This is a genomic window from Aliiruegeria sabulilitoris (assembly GCF_001558155.1).
Classification (GTDB): Bacteria; Pseudomonadota; Alphaproteobacteria; order Rhodobacterales; family Rhodobacteraceae; genus Tropicimonas; species Tropicimonas sabulilitoris.
This window is the reverse complement of sequence record NZ_LOAS01000003.1, coordinates 214,844-236,273: the sequence shown is the minus strand read 5'-3', so window position 1 is coordinate 236,273 and position 21,430 is coordinate 214,844. Positions and strand designations below refer to the sequence as shown.

General features: G+C 63.7%; 16 protein-coding genes. 8 read left to right on the top strand and 8 right to left on the bottom strand.

Annotated features, from left to right (window positions below):
- Window positions 1-4: 4 nt before the first annotated feature.
- Window positions 5-3,166 carry an efflux RND transporter permease subunit gene (locus AX756_RS05535; protein ID WP_068309454.1) on the bottom strand — a complete coding sequence of 1,054 codons (3,162 nt, stop codon included), beginning with the start codon at window positions 3,164-3,166 and terminating at the stop codon, window positions 5-7.
- Between the two features lie 4 nt (window positions 3,167-3,170).
- Window positions 3,171-4,325: an efflux RND transporter periplasmic adaptor subunit gene (locus AX756_RS05530; protein WP_068309453.1), complete on the bottom strand. Its 1,155-nt coding sequence runs from the start codon at window positions 4,323-4,325 to the stop codon at window positions 3,171-3,173.
- A gap of 364 nt (window positions 4,326-4,689) precedes the next feature.
- Between AX756_RS05530 and AX756_RS05525 the strand changes: the two genes are divergently transcribed.
- The gene (locus AX756_RS05525) at window positions 4,690-4,950 is read left to right on the top strand and encodes a hypothetical protein (RefSeq protein ID WP_156461398.1); all 261 of its coding nucleotides are present in this window, start codon (window positions 4,690-4,692) and stop codon (window positions 4,948-4,950) included.
- A gap of 96 nt (window positions 4,951-5,046) precedes the next feature.
- Here the strand turns inward: AX756_RS05525 and AX756_RS05520 are convergent, their stop codons facing one another.
- Both AX756_RS05520 and AX756_RS05515 read right to left on the bottom strand, forming a co-directional pair.
- Window positions 5,047-5,766, bottom strand: a complete 720-nt coding sequence (locus AX756_RS05520) for an RlmE family RNA methyltransferase (RefSeq protein WP_068309451.1) — start codon at window positions 5,764-5,766, stop codon at window positions 5,047-5,049.
- 133 nt (window positions 5,767-5,899) lie between these two features.
- Window positions 5,900-7,012, bottom strand: a complete 1,113-nt coding sequence (locus tag AX756_RS05515) for a Ppx/GppA phosphatase family protein (RefSeq protein ID WP_068309450.1) — start codon at window positions 7,010-7,012, stop codon at window positions 5,900-5,902.
- A gap of 255 nt (window positions 7,013-7,267) precedes the next feature.
- Between AX756_RS05515 and AX756_RS05510 the strand changes: the two genes are divergently transcribed.
- The 5 genes from AX756_RS05510 to serS all read left to right on the top strand — a co-directional run bounded on the left by AX756_RS05510 (window position 7,268) and on the right by serS (window position 11,650).
- Entirely contained in the window at window positions 7,268-7,564 is a 297-nt protein-coding gene (locus AX756_RS05510) for a virulence factor (RefSeq protein ID WP_068309449.1), read from the top strand.
- Window positions 7,565-7,590: 26 nt separating this feature from the next.
- Window positions 7,591-8,517 carry a methylenetetrahydrofolate reductase gene (locus tag AX756_RS05505; protein WP_068309448.1) on the top strand — a complete coding sequence of 309 codons (927 nt, stop codon included), beginning with the start codon at window positions 7,591-7,593 and terminating at the stop codon, window positions 8,515-8,517.
- Between the two features lie 8 nt (window positions 8,518-8,525).
- The gene (locus AX756_RS05500) at window positions 8,526-9,185 is read left to right on the top strand and encodes an HAD family hydrolase (RefSeq protein WP_068309447.1); all 660 of its coding nucleotides are present in this window, start codon (window positions 8,526-8,528) and stop codon (window positions 9,183-9,185) included.
- Window positions 9,182-10,162 carry a methyltetrahydrofolate cobalamin methyltransferase gene (locus AX756_RS05495; RefSeq protein WP_068309446.1) on the top strand — a complete coding sequence of 327 codons (981 nt, stop codon included), beginning with the start codon at window positions 9,182-9,184 and terminating at the stop codon, window positions 10,160-10,162. Before AX756_RS05500 ends, AX756_RS05495 begins: the two co-directional genes overlap by 4 nt.
- 195 nt (window positions 10,163-10,357) lie before the next feature.
- Entirely contained in the window at window positions 10,358-11,650 is a 1,293-nt protein-coding gene (gene serS / locus AX756_RS05490; protein ID WP_068309445.1) for a serine--tRNA ligase, read from the top strand.
- Window positions 11,651-11,712: 62 nt separating this feature from the next.
- Here serS and AX756_RS05485 read toward each other — a convergent pair whose 3' ends face one another.
- The 4 genes from AX756_RS05485 to AX756_RS05470 form a co-directional block, all read right to left on the bottom strand.
- Window positions 11,713-11,943, bottom strand: a complete 231-nt coding sequence (locus AX756_RS05485) for a hypothetical protein (RefSeq protein ID WP_068309444.1) — start codon at window positions 11,941-11,943, stop codon at window positions 11,713-11,715.
- 215 nt (window positions 11,944-12,158) lie between these two features.
- Complete coding sequence (der, locus tag AX756_RS05480) at window positions 12,159-13,625, bottom strand: ribosome biogenesis GTPase Der (protein ID WP_068309443.1); 1,467 nt, start codon at window positions 13,623-13,625, stop codon at window positions 12,159-12,161.
- A gap of 200 nt (window positions 13,626-13,825) precedes the next feature.
- Window positions 13,826-15,145, bottom strand: a complete 1,320-nt coding sequence (locus AX756_RS05475) for a PQQ-like beta-propeller repeat protein (protein WP_068309442.1) — start codon at window positions 15,143-15,145, stop codon at window positions 13,826-13,828.
- Between the two features lie 105 nt (window positions 15,146-15,250).
- Entirely contained in the window at window positions 15,251-15,910 is a 660-nt protein-coding gene (locus AX756_RS05470; RefSeq protein ID WP_068309441.1) for a hypothetical protein, read from the bottom strand.
- A 247-nt stretch (window positions 15,911-16,157) separates the two neighbouring features.
- Here AX756_RS05470 and AX756_RS05465 point away from each other — a divergent pair, with 247 nt between their 5' ends.
- Window positions 16,158-17,429 carry an efflux RND transporter periplasmic adaptor subunit gene (locus AX756_RS05465; RefSeq protein WP_068309440.1) on the top strand — a complete coding sequence of 424 codons (1,272 nt, stop codon included), beginning with the start codon at window positions 16,158-16,160 and terminating at the stop codon, window positions 17,427-17,429.
- 22 nt (window positions 17,430-17,451) lie between these two features.
- Window positions 17,452-21,165, top strand: coding sequence for an efflux RND transporter permease subunit (locus AX756_RS05460; RefSeq protein WP_068309439.1), 3,714 nt, complete (start codon window positions 17,452-17,454; stop codon window positions 21,163-21,165).
- The last annotated feature ends 265 nt before the right edge of the window (window positions 21,166-21,430 follow it).

The window sequence follows — 21,430 nt, the reverse complement described above, 5'->3', positions numbered from 1 at the left end:
GCGCTCACTCCGGCGCGGTCTCCACCGCAATCGCTTCCGGTTCGGCTTTGGGCTTGCCGCCAAGCAGGCGCTTTACCGTCTCGCGCGTGTTTTGCAGCACCACATACAGCACCGGCACAAGGATCACGCCGAGCACCGTGGCCGCCAGCATGCCGCCGAACACGGCGGTGCCGATGGCCTTCTGGCTGGCAGCGCCCGCGCCGGAGGCCGTCAGCAGCGGCACCACGCCGAGCAGGAAGGACAAGGCCGTCATCATGACCGCCCGGAAACGCTGATGCGCGGCCTCCACCGCAGCCTCGCGCACTGTCAGCCCCGCAGCCCTTCGCTCCATGGCAAATTCGACGATCAGGATCGCGTTCTTCGCCCCGAGCCCTACCAACATGATCATCCCGATCTGGGTGTAAAGGTTGATGTCTGAGCCCGCCACAACCACGGCCAGCACCGCGCCGAACAGCGCCACCGTGACCGAGAGCAGGATCGCCACCGGCATTGTCCAACTCTCGTATTGCGCCACGAGGAAGAGATAGCCAAACAGGATCGCCATCATCAGGATCACCTGCACCATGCCGGCCGAGTCGAGCTGCTGCTGCGCGGTGCCGGTCCATTCAAAGGCATAGCCGGGCGGCAGGCTCTCGGCGGCAACTTCCTCCAGCACCGTGATCGCATCGCCCGTCGACAGCCCTGCGGCCGGCACGGCGGTGATCGTGGCCGAGCGGAACATGTTGTAGCGGTTGAGCAGCACCGGACCGAGCACGTTCTCGACATCGATCAGCGTGCCGAGCGGCACCATGGCGCCCGTGGTCGAGCGTACATGCAGCTCGGAGATATCCTCGACCTGACGGCGGTAGTCGCCATCGGCCTGGATCATCACCCGGTAAACCCGCCCGAACAGGTTGAAGTCGTTCACATAATAGGAGCCGAGATAGGCCTGCAAGGTCTGGAAGATCTCGGACACCGTCACGTCGAGCGTCTTGGCCTTCTCCCGGTCGAGATCGACGAAAACCTGCGGAACATTGGCCCGGAAGGTCGTATAGGCCTGTGCCAGTTCCTCGCGCTGGTTGGCGGCATAGACCATGCCACCGAGCGCGGCGGACAGATCCTGTGCCGAGCCGCCACCGGTCTGCTGCACCTTCATCTCGACGCCGGCCGACAGGCCGAGGCCGGAAATCGGCGGCGGGTTGAAGGCGAGCACTGAGGCCGCGATCTCCTGGTTCGAGATTCCATAGATCTGTGCCAGGATCCCGTTCGCGCTCAGCTCAGGCGTCTGGCGCTCTTCCCATGGGTGAAGATTGACGATGACCATCGCGCCGTTGGACCCGGAGCCGTTGAGCAGGCTGAACCCGTTCACCAGCACCGTTCCCGAGACCCCGGGGATCTCCCGGATCAAACCGTCGATACGCTCGGTCACCCCCTGCGTGCGCTCCAGCGAGGCCGCATCGGGCAGTTGCACATCGACAAAGAGCGAACCGTTATCCTCGATCGGGATGAAGCCCTTTGGCGTGGTTGCAAAGATCGAGCCCATGACCATGACCACCGCCACAATCGCCACGATGCTGAGCAGCGCCACCCGCACGAAGCGCTTGACGATGGCGGTATAGCCGTTGCGCAGCCCGCCGATCGACCGTTCGAACACCGCCAGCAGCCCCTTGGCTTCGCCCGAGCGCGGCTTGAGCACGATGGCGCAAAGCGCGGGCGACAGGGTCAGCGCGTTGATCGAGGAGATGACCACCGCGGTCGAGATGGTGACCGCGAATTGCGAATAGAGCCGTCCGGTGATGCCCGGCATGAAGGTCACCGGCACGAAGACCGCCAGCAGAACCAGCGTCGTGGCAATGACAGGGCCGGTGATCTGTCCCATGGCCTTGGCCGTGGCCTCGGGGGCGGAAAGCCCCTCCTCCGCGATCAGGCGTTCCACGTTCTCGACCACGACGATGGCGTCATCCACCACGATACCGATGGCCAGCACCAGCGCGAAGAGCGACACGGTGTTGAGCGACATGTCGAAGGCAAGCAGGAAGGCGAATGTACCGATCAGCGAGACAGGGATCGCCACCATCGGGATGATCGTCGCTCGCCAGCTTCCGAGGAAGATGAACACGACCGACATCACCAGCGCGAAGGTCAGGATCAGGGTCGAGACCACGTCGTTGAGCGAGGCTTCGACGAAATCGGTCGAGTTGTACGGCACTTCGTATTCGACATCGTCGGGGAAGACGCGGCTCAGCCGCTCCAGCTCGCTCAGCACCTTTTGCGAGACGGCCAGCGCGTTCTCGCCCGGTGCCTGGTATACCGCCAGAACCGTTGCCGGCTGGCCGCTATAGCGCCCCGAGGCGTTGTAGTAGTTGGCGCCCAGCTCGACCCGCGCGATGTCCTTCACGCGGACGATGGCGCCCGAGCCGCCGGTACGTACGACGATATTCTCGAACTCCTCGACCGATGCCAGCCGGCCCTTGGAGGTGATGGTATATTGGAATTGCTGCCCATCCGGCACCGGCGGAGACCCGACCTGGCCGGCCGAGACCTCGAGGTTCTGCTCGCGGATCGCGCTGATCAGGTCGCCCGGCGTCACGCCGAGGCTGGCCATCCGGTCCGGGTTCATCCACATCCGCATGGCATAGGCGAAATCGGTCAGCACATTGGCCTCGCCAACACCCTGGATCCGCGACAGCGCGTCCTTCAGGTTGATCGAGGCATAGTTGGACAGGAATACCTCGTCATAGGTGCCATTGGGCGACACGAGCGTCGCCACCAGCAGCATGTTGGTCGAACTTTTTCGCGTCACGACGCCGCGCGAGGTCACCTCGGTGGGAAGCTGCGCGGTGGCCTGCGCCACCCGGTTCTGCACGTTGACCGAGGCGATGTCCGGATCCGTCCCGACCTCGAAGGTCACCGCCAACGAATAGGATCCGGTGGCCGAGCTGTCCGACGACATGTAAAGCATGTCGTCCACCCCGTTCACCTGCGCCTCGATGGGGGCAGCCACGGTGTTTTCGACCGTCTCGGCCGTCGCGCCGGTATAGTTTGCCGAGACCCGCACCACGGGGGGCGTGATATCGGGGAATTGCTCGACCGGCAGCACCGCATAGGCGATCAAGCCCATGATGGTCAGAACGGTCGAAATCACGATGGCCATCTTGGGACGGCGAATGAATACCGTGGAGATCATCGGCTCAGTTTCCCGATTGCCCGGAGGTTTGCTCCGACGGCACGCCCGCGGCGACCGCCTCGACCTTTGCGCCGGCGCGGACCCGCTGCAGCCCCTCGACGATCACCATCTCGCCCTCTCGGGCGCCATCCTGAACCACCATTGCAGTGCCGACCTGACGTCCGAGCGTCACGTAGCGCTGTTCGACCCGTTGATCGGGGGTAACGATCAGCACGAAATCGCCGCGCTGATCGCGCTGCAGGGCGGCCTGCGGCACGAGGATCTTCGTTTCCGCCTTCAGCGCCTGGATCGAGACATCGACAAAGGAGCCATCGACAATCAGGCCGCGCTCGTTTGGGAATTCGGCCCGAAGCGCGATGGTGCCCGTGGCCGGGTCGATCCGGTTGTCAACGAGCACGATCTTGCCCGGCTCCTCCAGCCGCGTGCCGTTGGGAAGGGTCACGAAAACCTCCGGCGTCTTGCTGGAGTCCTTCAGTTCGTGCACCTCGGCCTCAATCTGTTCCAGCACGTCCAGTAGCTGCTTCTCGGTCAGCGAAAAGGACACCTGCATCGGCCGCTCGCGCACGAGCGTCACCAAGGGCTGTGTCGTCGGCCCGACAAGATCGCCGATGGAAGTGTTGACCACGCCGATCCGGCCGGCGAAAGGTGCGCTGATCTTGGTGTAGCTCAGATCCAGTTCGGCGGAACGGATCGCGGCATCGGCGGCCTGCACCGCGGCTTCCGCGACCTTCTCATTGGCCCGCGCGATATCTTCCTCGCTTTGCGGCGAGGCATCGCGCCTGACCAGTTCGCTCTTGCGTTCAAGCTCGATACCGGCGAGTTCGAGATTGGCCTGCGCGCGCGCCAGATCGGCTTGCCGCGCCTGCAGGGTCGCTTCATAGGCATCCGGCTCGATCTGGAACAGGTCTTCGCCCTGCTCCACCGGCGCGCCATCGGCCACCAGTACATCCTTGAGATAGCCGCTGACCCGGGCCACGATATCGACCTTGTCCATGGCCTGGCCAAGCCCGATGAACTTCGCCTCGTCGATCAGTTCCTCGGTATAGACCGCGGAGACCGCAACCTTCACGGCAGTCTCTTCCGTTTGCGCCCAGGCAACACCGCTCAGCATGAAAGCGGTCAGGATTCCGGTCATAAGGCGATGTTTTTTCAGCAGCATCGAGACAATTTCCCTGCAGGTACAATAGAGGTTCTTTTCAGACCCTTGCTTCTTTCATAGCCATTTCCACAGTCGGAACAACGTAAGATGTCCGCGTTTCCGAAGGGTTCGGCCGGATGGATGATCCATCGCGGCTCGAAATGCGCAAACGCGACAGGTCAAACAGGCTCGCGGTTGCCGCGCGCCGCTCAAGGACGGGCACCCGACAACACTTCCCCTTTGCCGAACACTTTCGCGCTTATTGGCGGGAGCGCTTCCCGCGTGGCGGTCCATCTCGCAAAGCTCCTCAGGCGTTAACCTGAACGAAACAAGAACGGCCACAAACTTGGTTGCAATGCCCCTGATACACGCCCGAGTCGCAGTTATGGTTACACGTCTTTTCTCCCCGCTTCTTCAACTTGGCCTGCTGTTGCGCCACATCTGGCTGTGCATGCTCACCGGCCTCGTCGTCGGTCACCCCCCTGAACAGGTCCGATCAAGGATCTGCGCGCGCTCCGCTCTGGAGCAGAGCGCACTTGTCGGGGCAAGCATGCTCGGGCTGGCGCTCGCCAGCGCGCTCTTTGCCGAAGCGGGACCGGGCGGTCCCGTGGCGCTGTGGGTCGCGCTCTACCTGGTCAGTCGATAGGCGGGTACGAAGAGGATCAGGGATCTCGTTCAAGGCCCATTGCGCCCTTGCAAGGCCGAGAACGTGTCAATGGCGATTGGGCTTGCCAGAAACGCGTCAGGCCTCTTGCTCTGTTTCGCCACGAAAACCGGTGGCGACCACGAATTTCTCCGACGAATCCGCCCGGCTTGCCGGCGGCTTCACATTTGCCACCTTCGCGAAACGTTGCTTCAGAAGCTTCTGAAGATCGCCCTCCGCCCCTCCCGCCAGGACCTTGGCAACGAAGGTTCCCCCGGGCGCAAGTACATCGAATGCCAGATCGGCCGCGGCCTCGCACAGCGCCATGATCCGCAAGTGGTCCGTCTGCTTGTGCCCCGAGGACGACGCGGCCATGTCGGACATGACAACATCGGCCTGCCCGCCGAGCCAGGCCTTCACCTTGTCATCGGCACCGTCTTCCAGGAAATCGAGCACGTGCAATTCGGCTCCGGCAATCGCCTCCACCTCCTGCAAGTCGACCCCGAGCACGGTGCCAACCGCCTTGCCCGACTTCTCGCCAAGCGCATTGACGCGCTTCACCGCAACCTGACACCAGCCGCCCGGCGCACAGCCGAGATCCACCACCCGCGCCCCGGGAACCAGGAACCGATACTTGTCGTCCAGTTCCAGAATCTTGAAGGCCGCACGCCCGCGATACCCCTCACGCCTGGCCTGCACCACGTAGGGATCGTTCAACTGCCGCTCCAGCCATAGGGTGGAACTGAGCTTTCGCCCGCGCGCCGTCTTCACCTTCACGCGCAAATCACGTTGGCCGCGCCCGCTTGTCTTTTTCGTCATGCCTCGCCTCTTGCGTCTCCGGCATCAGGTTTCATGCCTCCGCCGGGGATATTTTCGGAGAGAGGAAGGATGCAAGCCCTCCTTTTCTTCTGACCACAAATATCCTCGCCGAAGGCGGCCGCCATCGGCGGCTTCAGAAAGGTCCGTCTTCCAGCACCCCGTCCGAGGACATCTGCGCGTAGAGCAGCCCCTCGCGCAGGCCACGGTCGGCCACGGACAGCCTGTCCGTCGGCCAGACGCGCATGAGCGCCTGCAGGATCGCGGAACCGGACATGATCAATGACTGACGGTCCTTGCCAATCCGCGGATCGGCCCGCCGTCCTGCTTCGCCCAGATCCAGGTAGCCACGGATGACCGCGTCGATCTGGTCGGAACTCATGCGCAAGCCGTCTACCTTGGTCCGGTCATAGCGCCTGAGCCCCAGATGGCTCGCCGCGACGGTCGTGACCGTTCCCGAGGTGCCGATGATCTGGAACCCTTCCCGCGCCTGTTCATGGGCATAGGGAGAAAATTCCGCCAGTTGCTCCTCGAAATACCAGCTCATCAGCGCGAAGCGGCCGGAATCGTCCTCGACATCCGAGAACTGGTCCTTGAGCGTCGCCACGCCGAGCGGCACCGAGATCCAGTCCACGACGCGGGCGCGCGGGAACAAGTCCTCGCTATAATCGAACCCCTTGTGCAGCCGCATGATCGAGCGCGGACGCTCTGCCGCCGGCACCCGGCTCAGATCGATCCAGACCAGCTCGGTCGAGCCGCCACCGATATCGACGACCAGAAGCTGCTCCGTTCGAACGGAGACCAGCGGCGCACAGGACACCACCGCCAGACGGGCCTCTTCCTCAGGTTCGATGATATCGAGCCGCAGCCCGGTTTCCCGACGCACGAAACGGATGAAATCTCGCGCGTTGCGCGCCCGGCGGCAGGCCTCGGTCGCCACGAGCTTCATGCGCTGTACGCGGTGCTTCTGGAATTTCGATTTGCAGATCTTCAGCGCCTGAACCGTGCGGGCCATCGACGAACGCGACAGCCGCCCGCTTGCCTCAAGCCCGGCGCCGAGTTGCACCGATTTGGAAAAAGAGTCCACGACGTGGAACTGGGACCCTTTCGGTTGTGCCACGAGCATGCGGCACGAGTTTGTGCCCAGATCCAGCGCCGCGTATGTGGCGACCGGATCGAGCGTTGTCGGCGCGGGGGTTGCAACCGGTTTCGGGAACGCGCCCGCGCCTGCGGGACGCTTGGGCGCCATCTTACGCCCTCCATTTCAAGTTGATTTCACCGTAGCCCTGACATCCCGGTCACGCAAGCGAACAGATTCACGCCCTCATATTGAACATGAAAATTTCGACAGAATCGCGCTCTGGATCATTGCGCCCGACAACCGTTACCTTGCCCGCCAGCAGGTCCAGAGGTCGCAGCCGCGCCCTCCCATGTCGATATTCACCCCTTTTGCGCGCGGCCTGCAGCGTAAACGGGAAGTAACAGGTCCGAGGAAACAGGTTTCATGCCCGACGTCACGATTGTTTATTGGCGCGATATCCCGGCACAGGTCATCGTCGGCAAGGGCCGGCGTGGCTCTAAAGCGCCGCTGCCGGAGCGGTTCGAACAGGCCATCGACCGCTGCGCCATGGCAACGGATGCCAAGGATACCGACGCCTATCTCGCCGAGTGGCGCAAGGCGGAGCCTTATCAGGTGGAGGGCGATCCCGCCGAGATCGCCGTCGCCGAGGCCGCGCGCCTCGACGCTGAATACGACCAGACCCGCATAAAGAAATTGATCGACAACGCCGGATGGAATTGAGGCCGGCACAGATATGGGAGGCCGCCATGGCTCTGCTACCGTTTCGCAAGCGCAACGCCACGCCTGACAGCAAAGCCGCGATGGAGACCTTCCTGCAAGGGTTCTCCATCGAGGTGATGCCGCGCACGGCGGCCAAGATCGAGAATTTCCGGGAACTGCTGCCCGCTGGGACACGGGTCTATATTGCCCATATCGATGGCACGCCCTTCGAGGACATGGTGGCAACGGCCAAACGGCTTGCGACCGAGGGTTTTCCGGTCATGCCGCATTTCCCGGCCCGGATCATCAAGGACAAGGCGACGCTGGCCGACTGGATCGCGCGCTACCAGGGCGAGGCGGATGTCAAACAGGGCTTGGTTCTGGCGGGTGGTGTCGATGCTCCGAGGGGCGATTTCGACTCCTCCATGGCGCTGCTGGAAACAGGGCTGTTCGACGAGGCCGGCTTTACCCATCTGCATGTTGCCGGCCACCCCGAGGGCAACCGCGATATCGACCCCGCCGGCAGCACGAAGCGCGTCATGGAGGCGCTGCACTGGAAACAGGCCTTCTCGCGCAACACCGATGCGAAGATGGCGATCGCAACGCAATTCGCCTTTGAATCCAGGCCGGTCATTGCCTGGGCCAACGGGCTTATGGAGGCTGGGATCGACTTGCCGGTCCATATCGGCATCGCCGGGCCAGCGAAGTTGCAGACGATGATCAAGTTCGCCGTCTCCTGCGGCGTGGGCGCCAGCGTGCGCGTGTTGCAGCGACGGGCAAAGGACGTGACCAAGCTGGTCATGCCGTTCGAGCCGAACGAGATTCTGGCCGAGCTGGCCGTCCACAAGGCTGCAAACCCGGAATTCAACATCGCGCAGGTGCACTTCTTCCCGCTAGGCGGTATCAAGGCCACGGCCGGCTGGACGGCCGAACATGGCGGACCAGCGGGACACGCGGCCGCCGCAACAGGCTGAGAGACTTCATGACCACAGCATTGCTGTTCGACCTGGACGGAACCCTGATCGATTCCGACTCGCTGCACGCGCAGGTATTTGCCGAGCTTTTTGAACCCCGCGGGGTGAAGATCGATTTCGCGTATTACCGGGACAAGCTGCACGGCCGGCTGAATTTCGACATTTTTTCTGACCTTTGTCCCGGCGAGGATGCAAGATCGTGGTCCGATCACAAGGAAGCGGAGTATCGCAAGTTGCTGGGCACGGGCCATCCAAATATGCCGGGGACGCTGGAATTGCTGGACCTGGCCGACGAGATGGGCTGGGCCAAGGGCGTGGTGACGAATGCGCCGCGCGACAACGGCGAGGCGGTGCTGGCCGCGCTCGGCATTGCCGACCGCTTTGACACGCTGGTGATCGGAGATGAGTGCTCGCGCGGCAAGCCGGACCCGGAGCCCTACCTGGAAGGTCTGCGGCGGCTGAACGCCGATGCCGCCGTCTCGCTTGCTTTCGAGGACAGCCCGACGGGCATTCGTTCAGCCGTGGGAGCCGGCCTAAAGACCATCGGAATTCGAACCATGCTGTCCGACGCCGCATTGCGCGAAGCGGGCGCGTCTGCCTCGGTCGAGGATTACGCCGATCCGGCGTTGAAACATCATATAGATCAATTGAAGGGACTGGCTGCATGACGCGGACCGTTATCGAGAGCAAGACCAAGACCGTCACCATCGGCTTCGACGAGCCGTTCTGCGTGATCGGCGAGCGGATCAACCCGACGGGGCGCAAGAAGCTGGCTGCCGAGTTGGAAGCGGGCGATTTCTCGACCGTGGAGAAGGATGCGCTGGAGCAGGTCGCCTGCGGGGCGATGGTGCTCGATGTGAATTCCGGCGCGGTGTTCACCAACAAGATGGCCGAAGATCCGCGCTACGCGGATAATAACTTCGTCGAACCGATGCTGATGAAGGAGCTCATCACGCGCATTCAGGCGATCGTGGACGTGCCGCTGTGTATCGACAGCTCGGTGCCCGGCGCGCTCGAAAACGGGCTGGAAATGGCGGAGGGGCGGCCGCTGCTGAACTCGGTTACGGGCGAGGAGGAGCGGCTTGAGGCGATCCTGCCGCTGGTGAAGAAATACAACGTGCCGGTCGTGGCGATCTCCAATGACGACACAGGCATTTCCGAAGATCCCGATGTGCGTTTCGCCGTGGCCAAGAAGATCGTCGAGCGGGCGGCCGATTTCGGCATTCCTGCGCATGACATCGTGGTCGACCCGCTGGTGATGCCGGTGGGCGCGATGGCGTCGGCCGGCCAGCAGGTCTTCACGTTGGTGCGCCGGTTGCGCGACGAGTTGGGCGTGAACACGACCTGTGGCGCGTCCAACATCTCCTTCGGCCTGCCGAACCGGCATGGTGTGAACGCGGCCTTTCTGCCGATGGCGATCGGCGCGGGCATGACCTCCGCCATCATGAACCCGGTGCGCTCGGTCGAGATGGAGGCCATTCGTGCCGCCAACATGCTGATGAACCATGACCCCAATGGCGCGGCCTGGATCGGGCTGGCAAAGGTGCTGGACGCGGTCAAGGAGGGCGCGACATTCGCAGAGGCCTCCAAGGCTGCGGCGGCTGCGGGTTCCGGTCGAGGCGGGCGGCGTCGGCGTCGGGGCTGAGGTCTGGTTCGGTTGAAAGGTTGGACGGGGGGCTGTCTGCCCCCCGCGCGCCAAGGGCGCTCCCCCCGAGGATATTTTTTGAACAGATGATGCTGGAAAGGCGCTCGGCTCGGGCGCCTTTTTGCTTTTCTCCCGGGACGCTTTGCGGCATGACGCGGCACGTGAGTTCAACCCAGTGCTTCAAGGAGAGACCCGATGCACGACATTCGCTTCATTCGCGAAAACCCGGACGCGTTCGACGCCGCCATGGCGCGGCTTGGGGTGTCGGTGTCTTCTTCCGATATCCTTGCCATCGACGCCGGTCGCCGTGAGAAGATCACCGCCGCCGAGGCCGCGCAGGCCGAGCGCAACGCCGCCTCCAAGCAGGTGGGCGCGGCCAAGGCAAAGGGCGACGAGGCCGAGTTCGAACGGCTGCGCGCGCTGGTGGGCGAGAAGAAGGCCGAGATTGCGCGGCTGGAGGAAGAGGCCAAGGCAGAAGATGCCCGGCTGACCGAGTTGCTCGCAACGCTGCCCAACATGCCGCATGAGGATGTGCCGGACGGGGCCGACGAGAATGACAACGTGGAGATCCGCCGTTGGGGGGAGCCGCGCGTCTTCGATTTCGCGCCGAAGGAGCATTACGAGCTGGCTGCCGTTCAGGACGGCATGGATTTCGAGACGGCGGCGAAGCTGGCTGGTTCGCGTTTCGTGCTGATGTCGGGCGCGGTGGCGCGGGTTCATCGCGCGCTGGCGCAGTTCATGCTGGACACGCACACCACCGAGCACGGGCTGACCGAAGTCAACGGTCCGGTCATGGTGCGCGAGGAGATGATGTACGGCACCGGGCAGTTGCCCAAGTTCGGCGAAGATTCCTACCTGCTGCGCGAGGGCTGGTGGCTGATCCCGACCTCCGAGGTGACGCTGACCAATATCGTTAATGACGTGATCGTCGAGGAGGGCTACCTGCCCCGTCGTTTCACGGCCCATTCGCTTTGCTTCCGCTCGGAAGCCGGCAGCGCGGGCCGCGATACCTCCGGCATGCTCCGCCAGCACCAGTTCGAGAAGGTCGAGATGGTCTCCGTGACCCATCCCGACAAGAGCATGGAAGAGCATGAGCGGATGACGCGTTGTGCCGAGGTGATCCTGGAGAAGCTCGGCATTCCCTATCGCACGATCGTGCTGTGCACTGGCGATATGGGGTTTGGTGCGCGCAAGACGCATGACATCGAGGCCTGGCTGCCGGGGCAGAACATGTATCGCGAAATTTCCTCGGTCTCCGTCTGCGGCGATTTCCAGGCGCGCCGGATGAATGCCCGTTTCCGCCCCGAGGGCGGCGGCAAGCCGGAATTCGTCCATACGCTGAACGGCTCCGGCCTTGCCGTGGGGCGCTGCCTGATCGCGGTTCTGGAGAACGGTCAGCGGGAAGACGGATCGGTCGATCTGCCGGAAGCGTTGTATCCCTGGCTCGGTGGCAAGCGCCGCATCACGGCCGAGGGCACGCTCGTCTGAGAACAAAAGAGCCCCCGGAGAGCGATTTCCGGGGGCTCGTTTTCGATCCTTCCGAGCGGTAATTACTCGGCGATCATGCCATCTTCCTTGGCAGCGGCCAGTTCCTCGGCGCTGATCATGCCATCGGCATCGCCATCGAGTTCGGCAAACAGTTCTTTGCTGAGATCCGGATAGGCAGCCTGCATTTCCGCGAGCGAGTAGACACCGTCACCGTCGGCATCGTCGACCATGGTTTGAGCCATCGCCGGAAGGGCAAGAGCAAGCAGAGCAACGACGAAAGCGCTTTTCCGCATTTTTGGTTTTCTCCATGAAGACCCGCTATCTTGCGAGTGCAAAAAGAAGGTTCAATTACCTCCAAGCGGAGAAATGATAGCGAAACACGCCGGTTTCAAGGGGATCGCACGCCCCGTTCGAAATATTTCTCAGGCAGATTTTTGCGTTTATTTTCTAAGCCTTGCAACAAAACGTTCGCACTTCCGCAGAACCGACATCTTGTAGATCCATTTCCTCAGCGTTCGTCTGCCCGCCCCTTGCCCATATGCTTGCGTAGCCGGGACGGCGTGGACTTCTTCTTGTCCTTGTACGGGTTTTTGTCCGACTGGCTTCGGAAGGTCAGGCGGATCGGCGTACCCGGCATGTCGAAATCTTCCCGCAGCCCGTTGACCAGATAGCGTTTATAGCTTTCCGGCAGTTTTTCGGGGAAAGAGGCCATCACCACGAACCCCGGCGGGCGCGTCTTCACTTGGGTCATGTAGCGCAGCTTGATCCTGCGGCCGCCCGGTGCGGGGGGCGGATGGGCTTCGAGCATGCCCGTAAGCCATTGGTTGAGCCTCGCCGTCGGCACCCGGCGATTCCATACTTCATGCGCCCGCACGATCGCGTCATGCAGCCGGTCCAGGCCGCGGCCCGTCTTGGCGGAAACCGTGATCAGCGGCGCGCCCTTGAGCTGCGGCAGCAGGCGGTTGAATTCCTCCTTCAGCTCCGCCAGCTTTTCCTGTTTCTCGTCTTCGAGATCCCACTTGTTCACGGCCACCACGACCGCCCTGCCCTCGCGCTCGGCCAAGTCGGCGATGCGCAGGTCCTGCTGCTCGAAGGGGATTTCCACGTCGAGCAGGACGACGACCACCTCGGCGAATTTCACCGCGCGCAGCCCGTCGGAGACCGAGAGCTTCTCCAGCTTCTCCTGCACCTTCGCTTTTTTGCGCATTCCGGCGGTGTCGAAGATACGCATCGGCGTGCCCTTCCACTCAACCGGAATTGAAATAGCATCGCGCGTGATGCCCGCCTCGGGGCCGGTCAGCAGCCGGTCCTCGCCGAGGATCCTGTTGATCAGCGTGGATTTTCCAGCATTCGGGCGCCCGACCACGGCCACCTGCAAAGGCTTCGACCGAGAGAAAAGCGGCCCTTCGCCCTCGGCGGCCTCTTCCTCGGTCAGCTCGATATCGGTCGCCGGCGCCTGTTCGAAGGCACGCGCCTCGAAGGCATCGGCCAGCGGCATCAGCACGGCGTGGAGATCGGCCATGCCCTCGCCATGCTCGGCCGAAATCCGGATCGGATCGCCGAGCCCGAGCGCATAGGCCTCCAGAACGCCCGCATCGCTGGCATTGCTCTCGGACTTGTTCGCGGCCAGCAACACATGGGCCGACTTCTTGCGCAGGATCTCGGCAAAGATCTCGTCGGCCGGGGTGACGCCTTGGCGGGCATCGAGCATGAACAGGCAGATATCGGCCATCTCCACCGCCCGTTCGGTCAATCGACGCATACGGCCCTGCAGGGACTCGTCTGTCGCTTCCTCAAGCCCGGCCGTGTCAATGACAGTAAAGCGCAGGTCTCCAAGCCGGGCCTCGCCTTCGCGCAGGTCACGGGTCACGCCGGGCTGGTCGTCCACGAGGGCAAGACGTTTGCCGACGAGACGATTGAACAGGGTCGATTTGCCCACGTTTGGGCGGCCCACGAGGGCCAGGGTGAAGCTCATAATGCGCTCACAGACAGGAGAATCGGATCAGACCCGCTCCTTTAGACGGTTTCTTCGGCTGGTTGAAGCCTTTTCAAGGCAAGGCCCTGGCGGACACTGCGCCACCCGGCGGAACAGAAACAAGGGCTTTGACCGCGAAGTCGTCCGCCGGAGGCACGATCCGCAGGATCGTTGGCGCGCGCGCAGCGCGCGCGCCCAGCTTAGCGGTAGGCGAGCAGCTGCCCCTTGGTGTTGACGAGGTAGAGCGTCTGGTTGACCACAACCGGGTTGGTCGCCGCCCCGCCAGGGATCTCCACGGAGGACAGGAGGTTGCCGTTGCGGGGATCGAAGCTGCGCAGGTAGCCATCATCGGAGGCCACCAGCAGGCGCCCGCCGGCGAGGACCGGACCGAAACTCGCATAGACATCGCGGTATTTGCGCGGTTTCTTCTTCTTGAAGCCGGGCAGGTCCACGGCCCAGAGGAGCTCGCCATTGGAAGCGTCGAGCCGAACAAGCTGCAGCAGGTCGCTCACCGCGAAGACCGATCCCCCGTCGACCCAGACCGGGCTCAACGCGCCTTCGTTCGCTGTCCAGATCCGCGAGCCGCTGCTGGCGTCGAGCGCGGCGATCCGTCCGGAGGGCGTGCCGACATAGACCGTTCCACCGACGATGACCGGATCCGACGAGATGTCGGTGATCAGGGAATAGGCGCGCCCGCGACGGCGGCCCGCAAGCGTCGTGCCCCAAGTGCGTGTCCCGTCACCCGTCTGCGCGCCGAGCAATTCCGCCGAGCCGAAGGGGAAGATCGCGATCCGGCCATCCACCGCCGGACCGGAGCCGTTCACCGTGGCCGAGGCCGATGGGCTGGCCTGCAACTGCCATGCGAGGCGTCCGGTATCCGCGCGCACGGCGAAGGCGCGGTTGTCTCGGCTGCTGACATAGATCATCCCGTCCCGCACCGTCGGTGCGCCGGCGACAGGTGCCTCGAAAGCCTGCACCCAGATCGTGTTGCCGGTTGCCGGATCAAGCGCATGCAGTTCGCCGAAGCCGGAGGTCACATAGAGCCTGCCTCCGCCATAGGCGAGCCCACCGCCGGAGCCGTCCTTCTTGCGTTCGGAGCCCGGGGTAAGATCCTTGCTCCATTGCGCCGCGCCGCCGGTCGAAAACGCGCTCAGCTGGCTCCGCGAATCGAGCGTAAAGATACGGCCACCCGCTACGATCGGGTCCGCCGTGATACGGGCCTTGCGGCTGTTGCCTGTCCCGATGCTCGCCGTCCAGATCCTGGTCAGATTGGACGAGAGTGCAGGATGCTGAATGCGGTGGGTGGCCGAGCCGCCGCGATGGGTCCATTCTGAGGGGTTGGTCTGCGCGGAGGCCGAGAAGGCGACATCGTTCTGCACGACCGAGCCTTCGGGCAAGGGTTCGACCGCGGCCGCCGTTGTCTCGCCGCCTGCCGACGCCGCGAGCGGCGTGCGTACATCGAATCGTTCGCCCGGAAGGGGCGGATCGTCGCCGCAGCTGGCCAGTATCAGGGCAATCATCGCCCATCCCGCCGCAGATCCCAGTACCCTCACAGCTCGTTCCCCCGTACAATTCCGTGCTTGCAGGGCAACTGCCCCGCCGCCGCTCCGGTTGCGGTTGCTGTCCTAGCCCGCAACATCCCCGATTTCGGCGCCAAGCGCCAACATCAACTGTGTCACACGATCAAGCAAGCCCCGTGTCAACTGCGGCTCCTGCAAAAGCGCCCTTGCGGCCTCGATCGCGGCCTCGGTCTCACCATTTGCCGCGAGCGTGAGCACCTGTTGTTCCAGCGCCAGCGGCCGATAGGGCGCGCCGGGTGTGGCCAGACGATCCAGGAGCTGCGCGCGCAGCTCCGGCGTGACGCTGTCACCGCCCAAAAGGACGATCTTGAACGCGGCGAGGTCCGAATAAACAGCGGGAATATCCGGGTTGCTTGCCAACGGGGTCAAGGTGGCCACCGCGGCTTCCGGGTCGTCGGTCGCCGCCTGCTCTGCTGCCACCAGAAGCTCGATCACGGTTTCGACCTCGCCACCGGCCTCGATCTCGCCAAGCGCGCCAATGCGTGCCGGGGCACCGGGCAGTTCGAGCGCTGCGATGATCGAATCCCCGAGCGCCTCCGCCGCGGAGGTCGCGCTGGCCTTGCGGTATTCGTTCACGGCCGCGCCGCCAACGATAAGCACCACCGCCATAATGCCGATCCAACCGTATTTCCGGAAAGTCCTGAAGAGCTTCTCCCGGCGAACTTCTTCGTTCACCTCGTCGATAAAGCTGTCGGCTTCGCTCATGCGTCCCTGCCCGTTCTATGCGCCTTGGCGCCTTTATGGCATCTGCAGGCTATTTGCAGCGCCTTGAAAACGCCTTCTCTTACCCCGAAGCCCTTGCAATTGCCAAGACCTGCAAATCGTCCCGGCAATTGCCTCGGAACGGGAGGTGATGCACATTTGTTTGGTGTCGACCCTTGCCTTCGAACCGCTTTGAATACAACTCTGCGCGGAGGTTTATCGAATTGCGACGACCGGAAAGGCGGATTTCATGAAGTGGTTTTCCTTCCTGATCGCGGCGATCGTGGCCGGTGTGGTCTACATGTTGATCATGGAGCGCGACGCGGTGTTCGAATTTGCCGGCATTGAGACCGGTCGCCCGGCGGCGCCCGCTGCAGCGCCGGACGCCACAAGTGACGTTGCGGAAACAATCGAGAATACCGACGACGGCCCCAAGAGGGTATCGATCGTGGCGATGGCTTCCACCGCGCAGGTCATCGACAGCGCCGTCATCTTGCGCGGCCGCACGGAAGCCACGCGCCAGGTTGTCGTGGCCGCGGAAACCTCCGGGCCGATCGTCTCCGAGCCCCTGCGCAAGGGCACGATGGTCGAAGCCGGAGACCTGCTCTGCGAGATCGATCCCGGACCGCGCATCGCACAACTCAGCGAAGCCAAGGCGCTGCTGGCCTCGGCGAAGGCAGGGCCACCGGTCGCACGGGCTCGGGTCATCGAGGCCGAGGCGCTGCTGGCGGAGGCTGAAATCAACAACCGCGCCGCCACGAAACTGATCGAGGGCGGCTTTGCCTCCGAAACGCGCGTTGCCTCGACCCAAGCCGCCGTTTCGGCCGCAAAGGCAAATGTCGAATCGGCCCATTCCGGGCTGGAGGCGGCCACCTCCAATGTCGAAGCCGCAGCCGCAGCGGTGGCGCTGGCCGAAAAGGAAATGGAGCGCGTCACACTGAAGGCGCCCTTTGCCGGGTTGCTCGAAACCGACACCGCCGAGCTTGGCGCGCTGATGCAACCGGGGGCGTCCTGCGCGACCATCATCCAGCTCCACCCGATGAAGCTGGTGGGTTTTGTGCCCGAGACGCAGGTCGACAAGGTCACCGTGGGCGCGCCTGCCGGCGCACGGCTCGTCTCGGGAGCGGAGGTTTCCGGCGCCGTCACCTTCCTGTCGCGCTCCGCCGATCCCCAGACGCGCACCTTCCGGGTCGAGATCGAAGTTCCCAACACCGACCTGCGCATCCGAGACGGCCAGACGGCGGATATCGCCATCTCCGCGACCGGGGAAACCGCACACCTGCTGCCCGCCTCGGCGCTGACGCTGGATGACGCGGGCGTGCTCGGCCTGCGCATTGTCGAGCAATCCGATACCGGCCCGGTCGCCGCCTTCGTCCCGGTGCGGTTCCTGCGCGACACGCCCGAGGGCGTCTATGTCGCCGGGCTGCCCACTGATATTGACGTGATTGTCGTTGGCCAAGAATACGTGACCGACGGCGTTCCGCTCAAGGTCAGCTATCAGGAAGAGGGTCTGGGCCAGTGATCCGGCGCAGGGGAGCATATCCATGAGAGGCATTGTCGACTGGGCCTCCCACCACACGCGCATGGCAGTTGGGATCATCCTTCTGGCGCTGGTGACCGGCGCGCAGACATATATCAACCTACCCAAGGAGGGCGAGCCGGATATCGAGATCCCGGCCGTCTTTATCTCCGTTCCCTTCCCCGGCATCTCGGCCGCCGACGCCGAGAAGCTGCTGGTCAAGCCGATGGAAACCGAGATGGCCGATCTCGACGGGCTGGACCGGATGACCGGCACCGCCGTCGAGGGCTATGCCAACCTGGTGATGGAGTTCGATTTCGGCTGGGACAAGTCCGCCACGCTCGCCGATGTGCGCGCGGCGATGACCAAGGCCGAGAGCAATTTTCCCGACGGCGCCGAGAACTACACGGTGGAGGAGTTCAACTTCTCCGAGTTCCCGATCATCATCGTCAACCTGACCGGCCGCCTGCCAGAACGGACATTGCTACGCATTGCCAATGACTTGCAGTCCAAACTTGAAGGGCTTGAGCCGATTCTGGAGGCCGCGCTGACCGGTCACCGCGACGAGATGGTCGAAGTGATCATCGACCCGCTCAAGCTGGAAGCCTACAACGTCACCGCCAGCGAGTTGATCCAGGCGGTGGTCAACAACAACCAGCTGATCGCCGCCGGCGAGATCGAAGCCGATGCCGGCGCCTTCGCGGTCAAGATCCCCTCCTCCTTCGATACGACGAGCGACATCTACGGCTTGCCGGTCAAGGTGAACGGCGATTCCGTTGTCACGCTGGGCGACCTGGCGACAATCTCGCTCACCTTCGAGGACCGCGTCGGCACCGCGCGCTTCGACGGCGAGAAGACCGTCGCGCTGCAGGTGGTCAAGCGCAAGGGCTACAACATCATCGACACCGCCGCGCTGGTGCGCGAGACGGTGCAGCTCGAACGCGCCAAATGGCCGCCGGAGCTGCAGGACGCCATTGTCGTCGGCACCTCCAACGACCAGTCGGTGCAGGTCGAATCCATGGTGCGGCAGCTCGAGGGCTCGGTGCTCACCGCCATCCTCCTCGTCATGATCGTGGTGCTGGCCGCACTCGGACCGCGCCCCTCGCTGCTGGTGGGCTTCTCCATTCCCACGTCCTTCCTGCTCTGCTTCGGCTTCCTTGCGGCGATGGATGTGACGATCTCGAACATGGTGATGTTCGGCCTGATCCTCTCGGTCGGCATGCTCGTCGACGGGGCCATTGTCGTGGTCGAATATGCCGACAAGCGCATCCAGCAGGGCACGGGGCCGATGCACGCCTATGTCGAGGCCGCCAAGCGGATGTTCTGGCCCATCGTCAGCTCCACCGCGACCACGCTCTGCGCCTTCCTGCCGATGCTGTTCTGGCCCGGCGTCTCGGGCGAATTCATGAAGATGCTGCCGATCACGCTGATCTTCGTGCTCTCGGCCTCGCTCGTGGTGGCGCTGGTCTTCCTGCCGGTGGTGGGCGGCATCACCGGGCGGCTTGCACGCTCCTTCCACCACCTCGCCGAAGCGCTGCGCCGCTGGCCCTGGATCCTCAGGGCGGCGCTGGTGGCGCCCTCGATGTACCTGATCTTCGTTGGCGCCATGCAGGTGCTGAACCCAGGCTATTTCCTGTCGCCCGACATGTCCGCCACCATGGCGCGTCTTGCCGGTGTCGGCATCCTCTTCTTCGGCGCGTTCGCAACTTCGATCACCGCCGACGCGGCCAAGCCGCAATGGCGCCGCAAGCGGGTGAAAGCCGGCTATCAACGCACCGCTTTCGGCTATTTCATCAAGTTCCTCACCGCCAACCCGATCATGCCGCTGGTCACCGTCGGCGCGGTCGCCTTCTTCATCGTCTCGACCTTCACCTATTTCGGCGACAACAACAACGGCACCGAGTTCTTCGTCGAGAACGAGCCGGAACAGTCGATCATCTATGTCCGCGCCCGAGGCAACCTGTCGCTCGGCGAGAAGGACGCGATCGTGGCGCAGGTCGAGCAGATCGCGCTGCAGGAGCCGGGCGTCGATTCCGTCTTTGCCTTTGCCGGCGAAGGCGGGCTGAACGCCAATACCGGCGGCGCCTCCTCCCCGCGCGACACGATCGGCCAGATCCAGATCGAATTGATCCGCTGGGAAAACCGCAAGGACAATCCGGAACTGGACGGCGATCTCGTGCTGGAGCGTCTGCGCACCAAGTTGGACCAGATCCCCGGCATCTATGTCGAAGTGCTGGATCTCGCCATGGGCCCGGGCGCGGGCAAGCCGATCCACCTGCGCCTGACCGGCGACGATTGGGAGCCGCTCACCGAGGCCGCGCTTGCGGCGCGGACGAAATTCGAGGAAATGCCCGGTCTCTTCGATATCGAGGACACGTTGCCCCTGCCCGGCATCGACTGGCAGATCGACGTGGACGTGGAGAAGGCCGGCCGCTACGGCGCCAATGTCGCCACTGTCGGCGGGATGGTGCAGCTTATCACCCGCGGTATCCTGCTCGACACGATGCGCGTGGACAGCTCCGACGAGGAGATCGACATCCGCGTCCGCCTGCCCGAACAGGACCGCCTGCTGACCACGCTGGACAGCCTCAAGGTGCGCACGCCGGATGGGCTCATACCGCTCTCCAATTTCATCACCCGCCAGCCGGTGCCGAAACTGTCGCGGATCGATCGGGTGGACTCGCAGCGCTATTTCGACGTGAAGGCCGATGTGACCTCCGGGCTGGTCAAGCTTGTGAACACCGATGGCGAGATCGTCGAGATCATGCCGGCCACGACCGCCCAGACAAACGCGGCGATGCGGATCAGCGAGCAGGGCCTGACCGTCGCCCCGATCACCGCCACCGAACGCATTACGCTGCTGACCGAATGGATGGAAAACGAACAGCCCTTCGGCCCCGATATCGGCTGGCAGTGGACTGGCGACGAGGAAGAACAGCAGGAAAGCCAGGAATTCCTGTCCAAGGCTTTCGGCGCCGCGCTCGGGCTGATGTTCATCATCCTGCTGACGCAGTTCAACTCGATCTACAACTCCGTGCTGGTTCTGCTCGCCGTGGTGCTCTCCACCTCGGGCGTGCTGATCGGCATGCTGGTGATGGACCAGACCTTCTCCATCATCATGACCGGCACCGGCATCGTGGCACTGGCGGGCATCGTGGTGAACAACAATATCGTGCTGATCGACACCTACCAGGAGTTCAGCCAGTACATGCCGCGGATCGAGGCGATCATCCGCACGGCGGAGCAGCGCCTGCGGCCGGTGCTTCTGACCACCTCGACCACGATTGCCGGCCTGACGCCGATGATGCTGGGCATCAGCCTCGACTTCTTCAACGGCGGCTACACGCTCGACAGCCCCACCGCGCTCTGGTGGAAGCAGCTGGCAACGGCGGTGGTCTTCGGCCTTGGCACCGCGACCGTTCTGACCCTGATCGTCACCCCCGCCCTGCTCGCCTTGCGCGTCTGGTTCTGGGACGGTGCCTATCGCAGCGTCGCCACCTTGCGCGCGTTGAGCTTCGGACGCAGCAGCCGGGCCGCGCGCGATGCGCGCCTCACTCGCACGGCGCGCCGTGTTCACAGCCCTGAACTGATCTGGCTGCCGGAAGACCCCGGGGCAGAAGACAGCGCGCCGCCTGCTCCAACACCGGCGACCGAACCGGACCGGGCAGAAAACGCGCCCGAACAAACCGACGGCGAAGCCTCCCCCGCCGGCAAGCCGCCCCTGCGCGCAGCGGAGTAACTGCTTCGCCAGGCGCGCCCATCGCGCGCCTGGTCTTGCGCATGGGAGGGCAATCTAGCTATCTGTAATTATTATACTTTTACGGAGCACCCCGGTTTCGTTTCACCTGACACAAATATACGGCAAAAATGCATGATTTGGGCAACACTGCGAGTCGCCGATCCGCCCGCCGAATCATGTCGCTTGCGACGCGCCCCCGCTGCTCTCTACGTCTGATGCCAGCAAGTGGCCGACCAAATCCGGCGCACTTGTACGAGCAAGATAA

What these genes read in the sequence shown, in the direction of transcription:
- AX756_RS05535 (WP_068309454.1), bottom strand. Translation starts at nt 3,166, where the DNA reads ATGATCTCCACGGTATTCATTCGCCGTCCCAAGATGGCCATCGTGATT.
- AX756_RS05530 (WP_068309453.1), bottom strand. Translation starts at nt 4,325, where the DNA reads ATGCTGCTGAAAAAACATCGCCTTATGACCGGAATCCTGACCGCTTTC.
- AX756_RS05525 (WP_156461398.1), top strand. Translation starts at nt 4,690, where the DNA reads ATGGTTACACGTCTTTTCTCCCCGCTTCTTCAACTTGGCCTGCTGTTG.
- AX756_RS05520 (WP_068309451.1), bottom strand. Translation starts at nt 5,766, where the DNA reads ATGACGAAAAAGACAAGCGGGCGCGGCCAACGTGATTTGCGCGTGAAG.
- AX756_RS05515 (WP_068309450.1), bottom strand. Translation starts at nt 7,012, where the DNA reads ATGGCGCCCAAGCGTCCCGCAGGCGCGGGCGCGTTCCCGAAACCGGTT.
- AX756_RS05510 (WP_068309449.1), top strand. Translation starts at nt 7,268, where the DNA reads ATGCCCGACGTCACGATTGTTTATTGGCGCGATATCCCGGCACAGGTC.
- AX756_RS05505 (WP_068309448.1), top strand. Translation starts at nt 7,591, where the DNA reads ATGGCTCTGCTACCGTTTCGCAAGCGCAACGCCACGCCTGACAGCAAA.
- AX756_RS05500 (WP_068309447.1), top strand. Translation starts at nt 8,526, where the DNA reads ATGACCACAGCATTGCTGTTCGACCTGGACGGAACCCTGATCGATTCC.
- AX756_RS05495 (WP_068309446.1), top strand. Translation starts at nt 9,182, where the DNA reads ATGACGCGGACCGTTATCGAGAGCAAGACCAAGACCGTCACCATCGGC.
- serS (WP_068309445.1), top strand. Translation starts at nt 10,358, where the DNA reads ATGCACGACATTCGCTTCATTCGCGAAAACCCGGACGCGTTCGACGCC.
- AX756_RS05485 (WP_068309444.1), bottom strand. Translation starts at nt 11,943, where the DNA reads ATGCGGAAAAGCGCTTTCGTCGTTGCTCTGCTTGCTCTTGCCCTTCCG.
- der (WP_068309443.1), bottom strand. Translation starts at nt 13,625, where the DNA reads ATGAGCTTCACCCTGGCCCTCGTGGGCCGCCCAAACGTGGGCAAATCG.
- AX756_RS05475 (WP_068309442.1), bottom strand. Translation starts at nt 15,145, where the DNA reads ATGATTGCCCTGATACTGGCCAGCTGCGGCGACGATCCGCCCCTTCCG.
- AX756_RS05470 (WP_068309441.1), bottom strand. Translation starts at nt 15,910, where the DNA reads ATGAGCGAAGCCGACAGCTTTATCGACGAGGTGAACGAAGAAGTTCGC.
- AX756_RS05465 (WP_068309440.1), top strand. Translation starts at nt 16,158, where the DNA reads ATGAAGTGGTTTTCCTTCCTGATCGCGGCGATCGTGGCCGGTGTGGTC.
- AX756_RS05460 (WP_068309439.1), top strand. Translation starts at nt 17,452, where the DNA reads ATGAGAGGCATTGTCGACTGGGCCTCCCACCACACGCGCATGGCAGTT.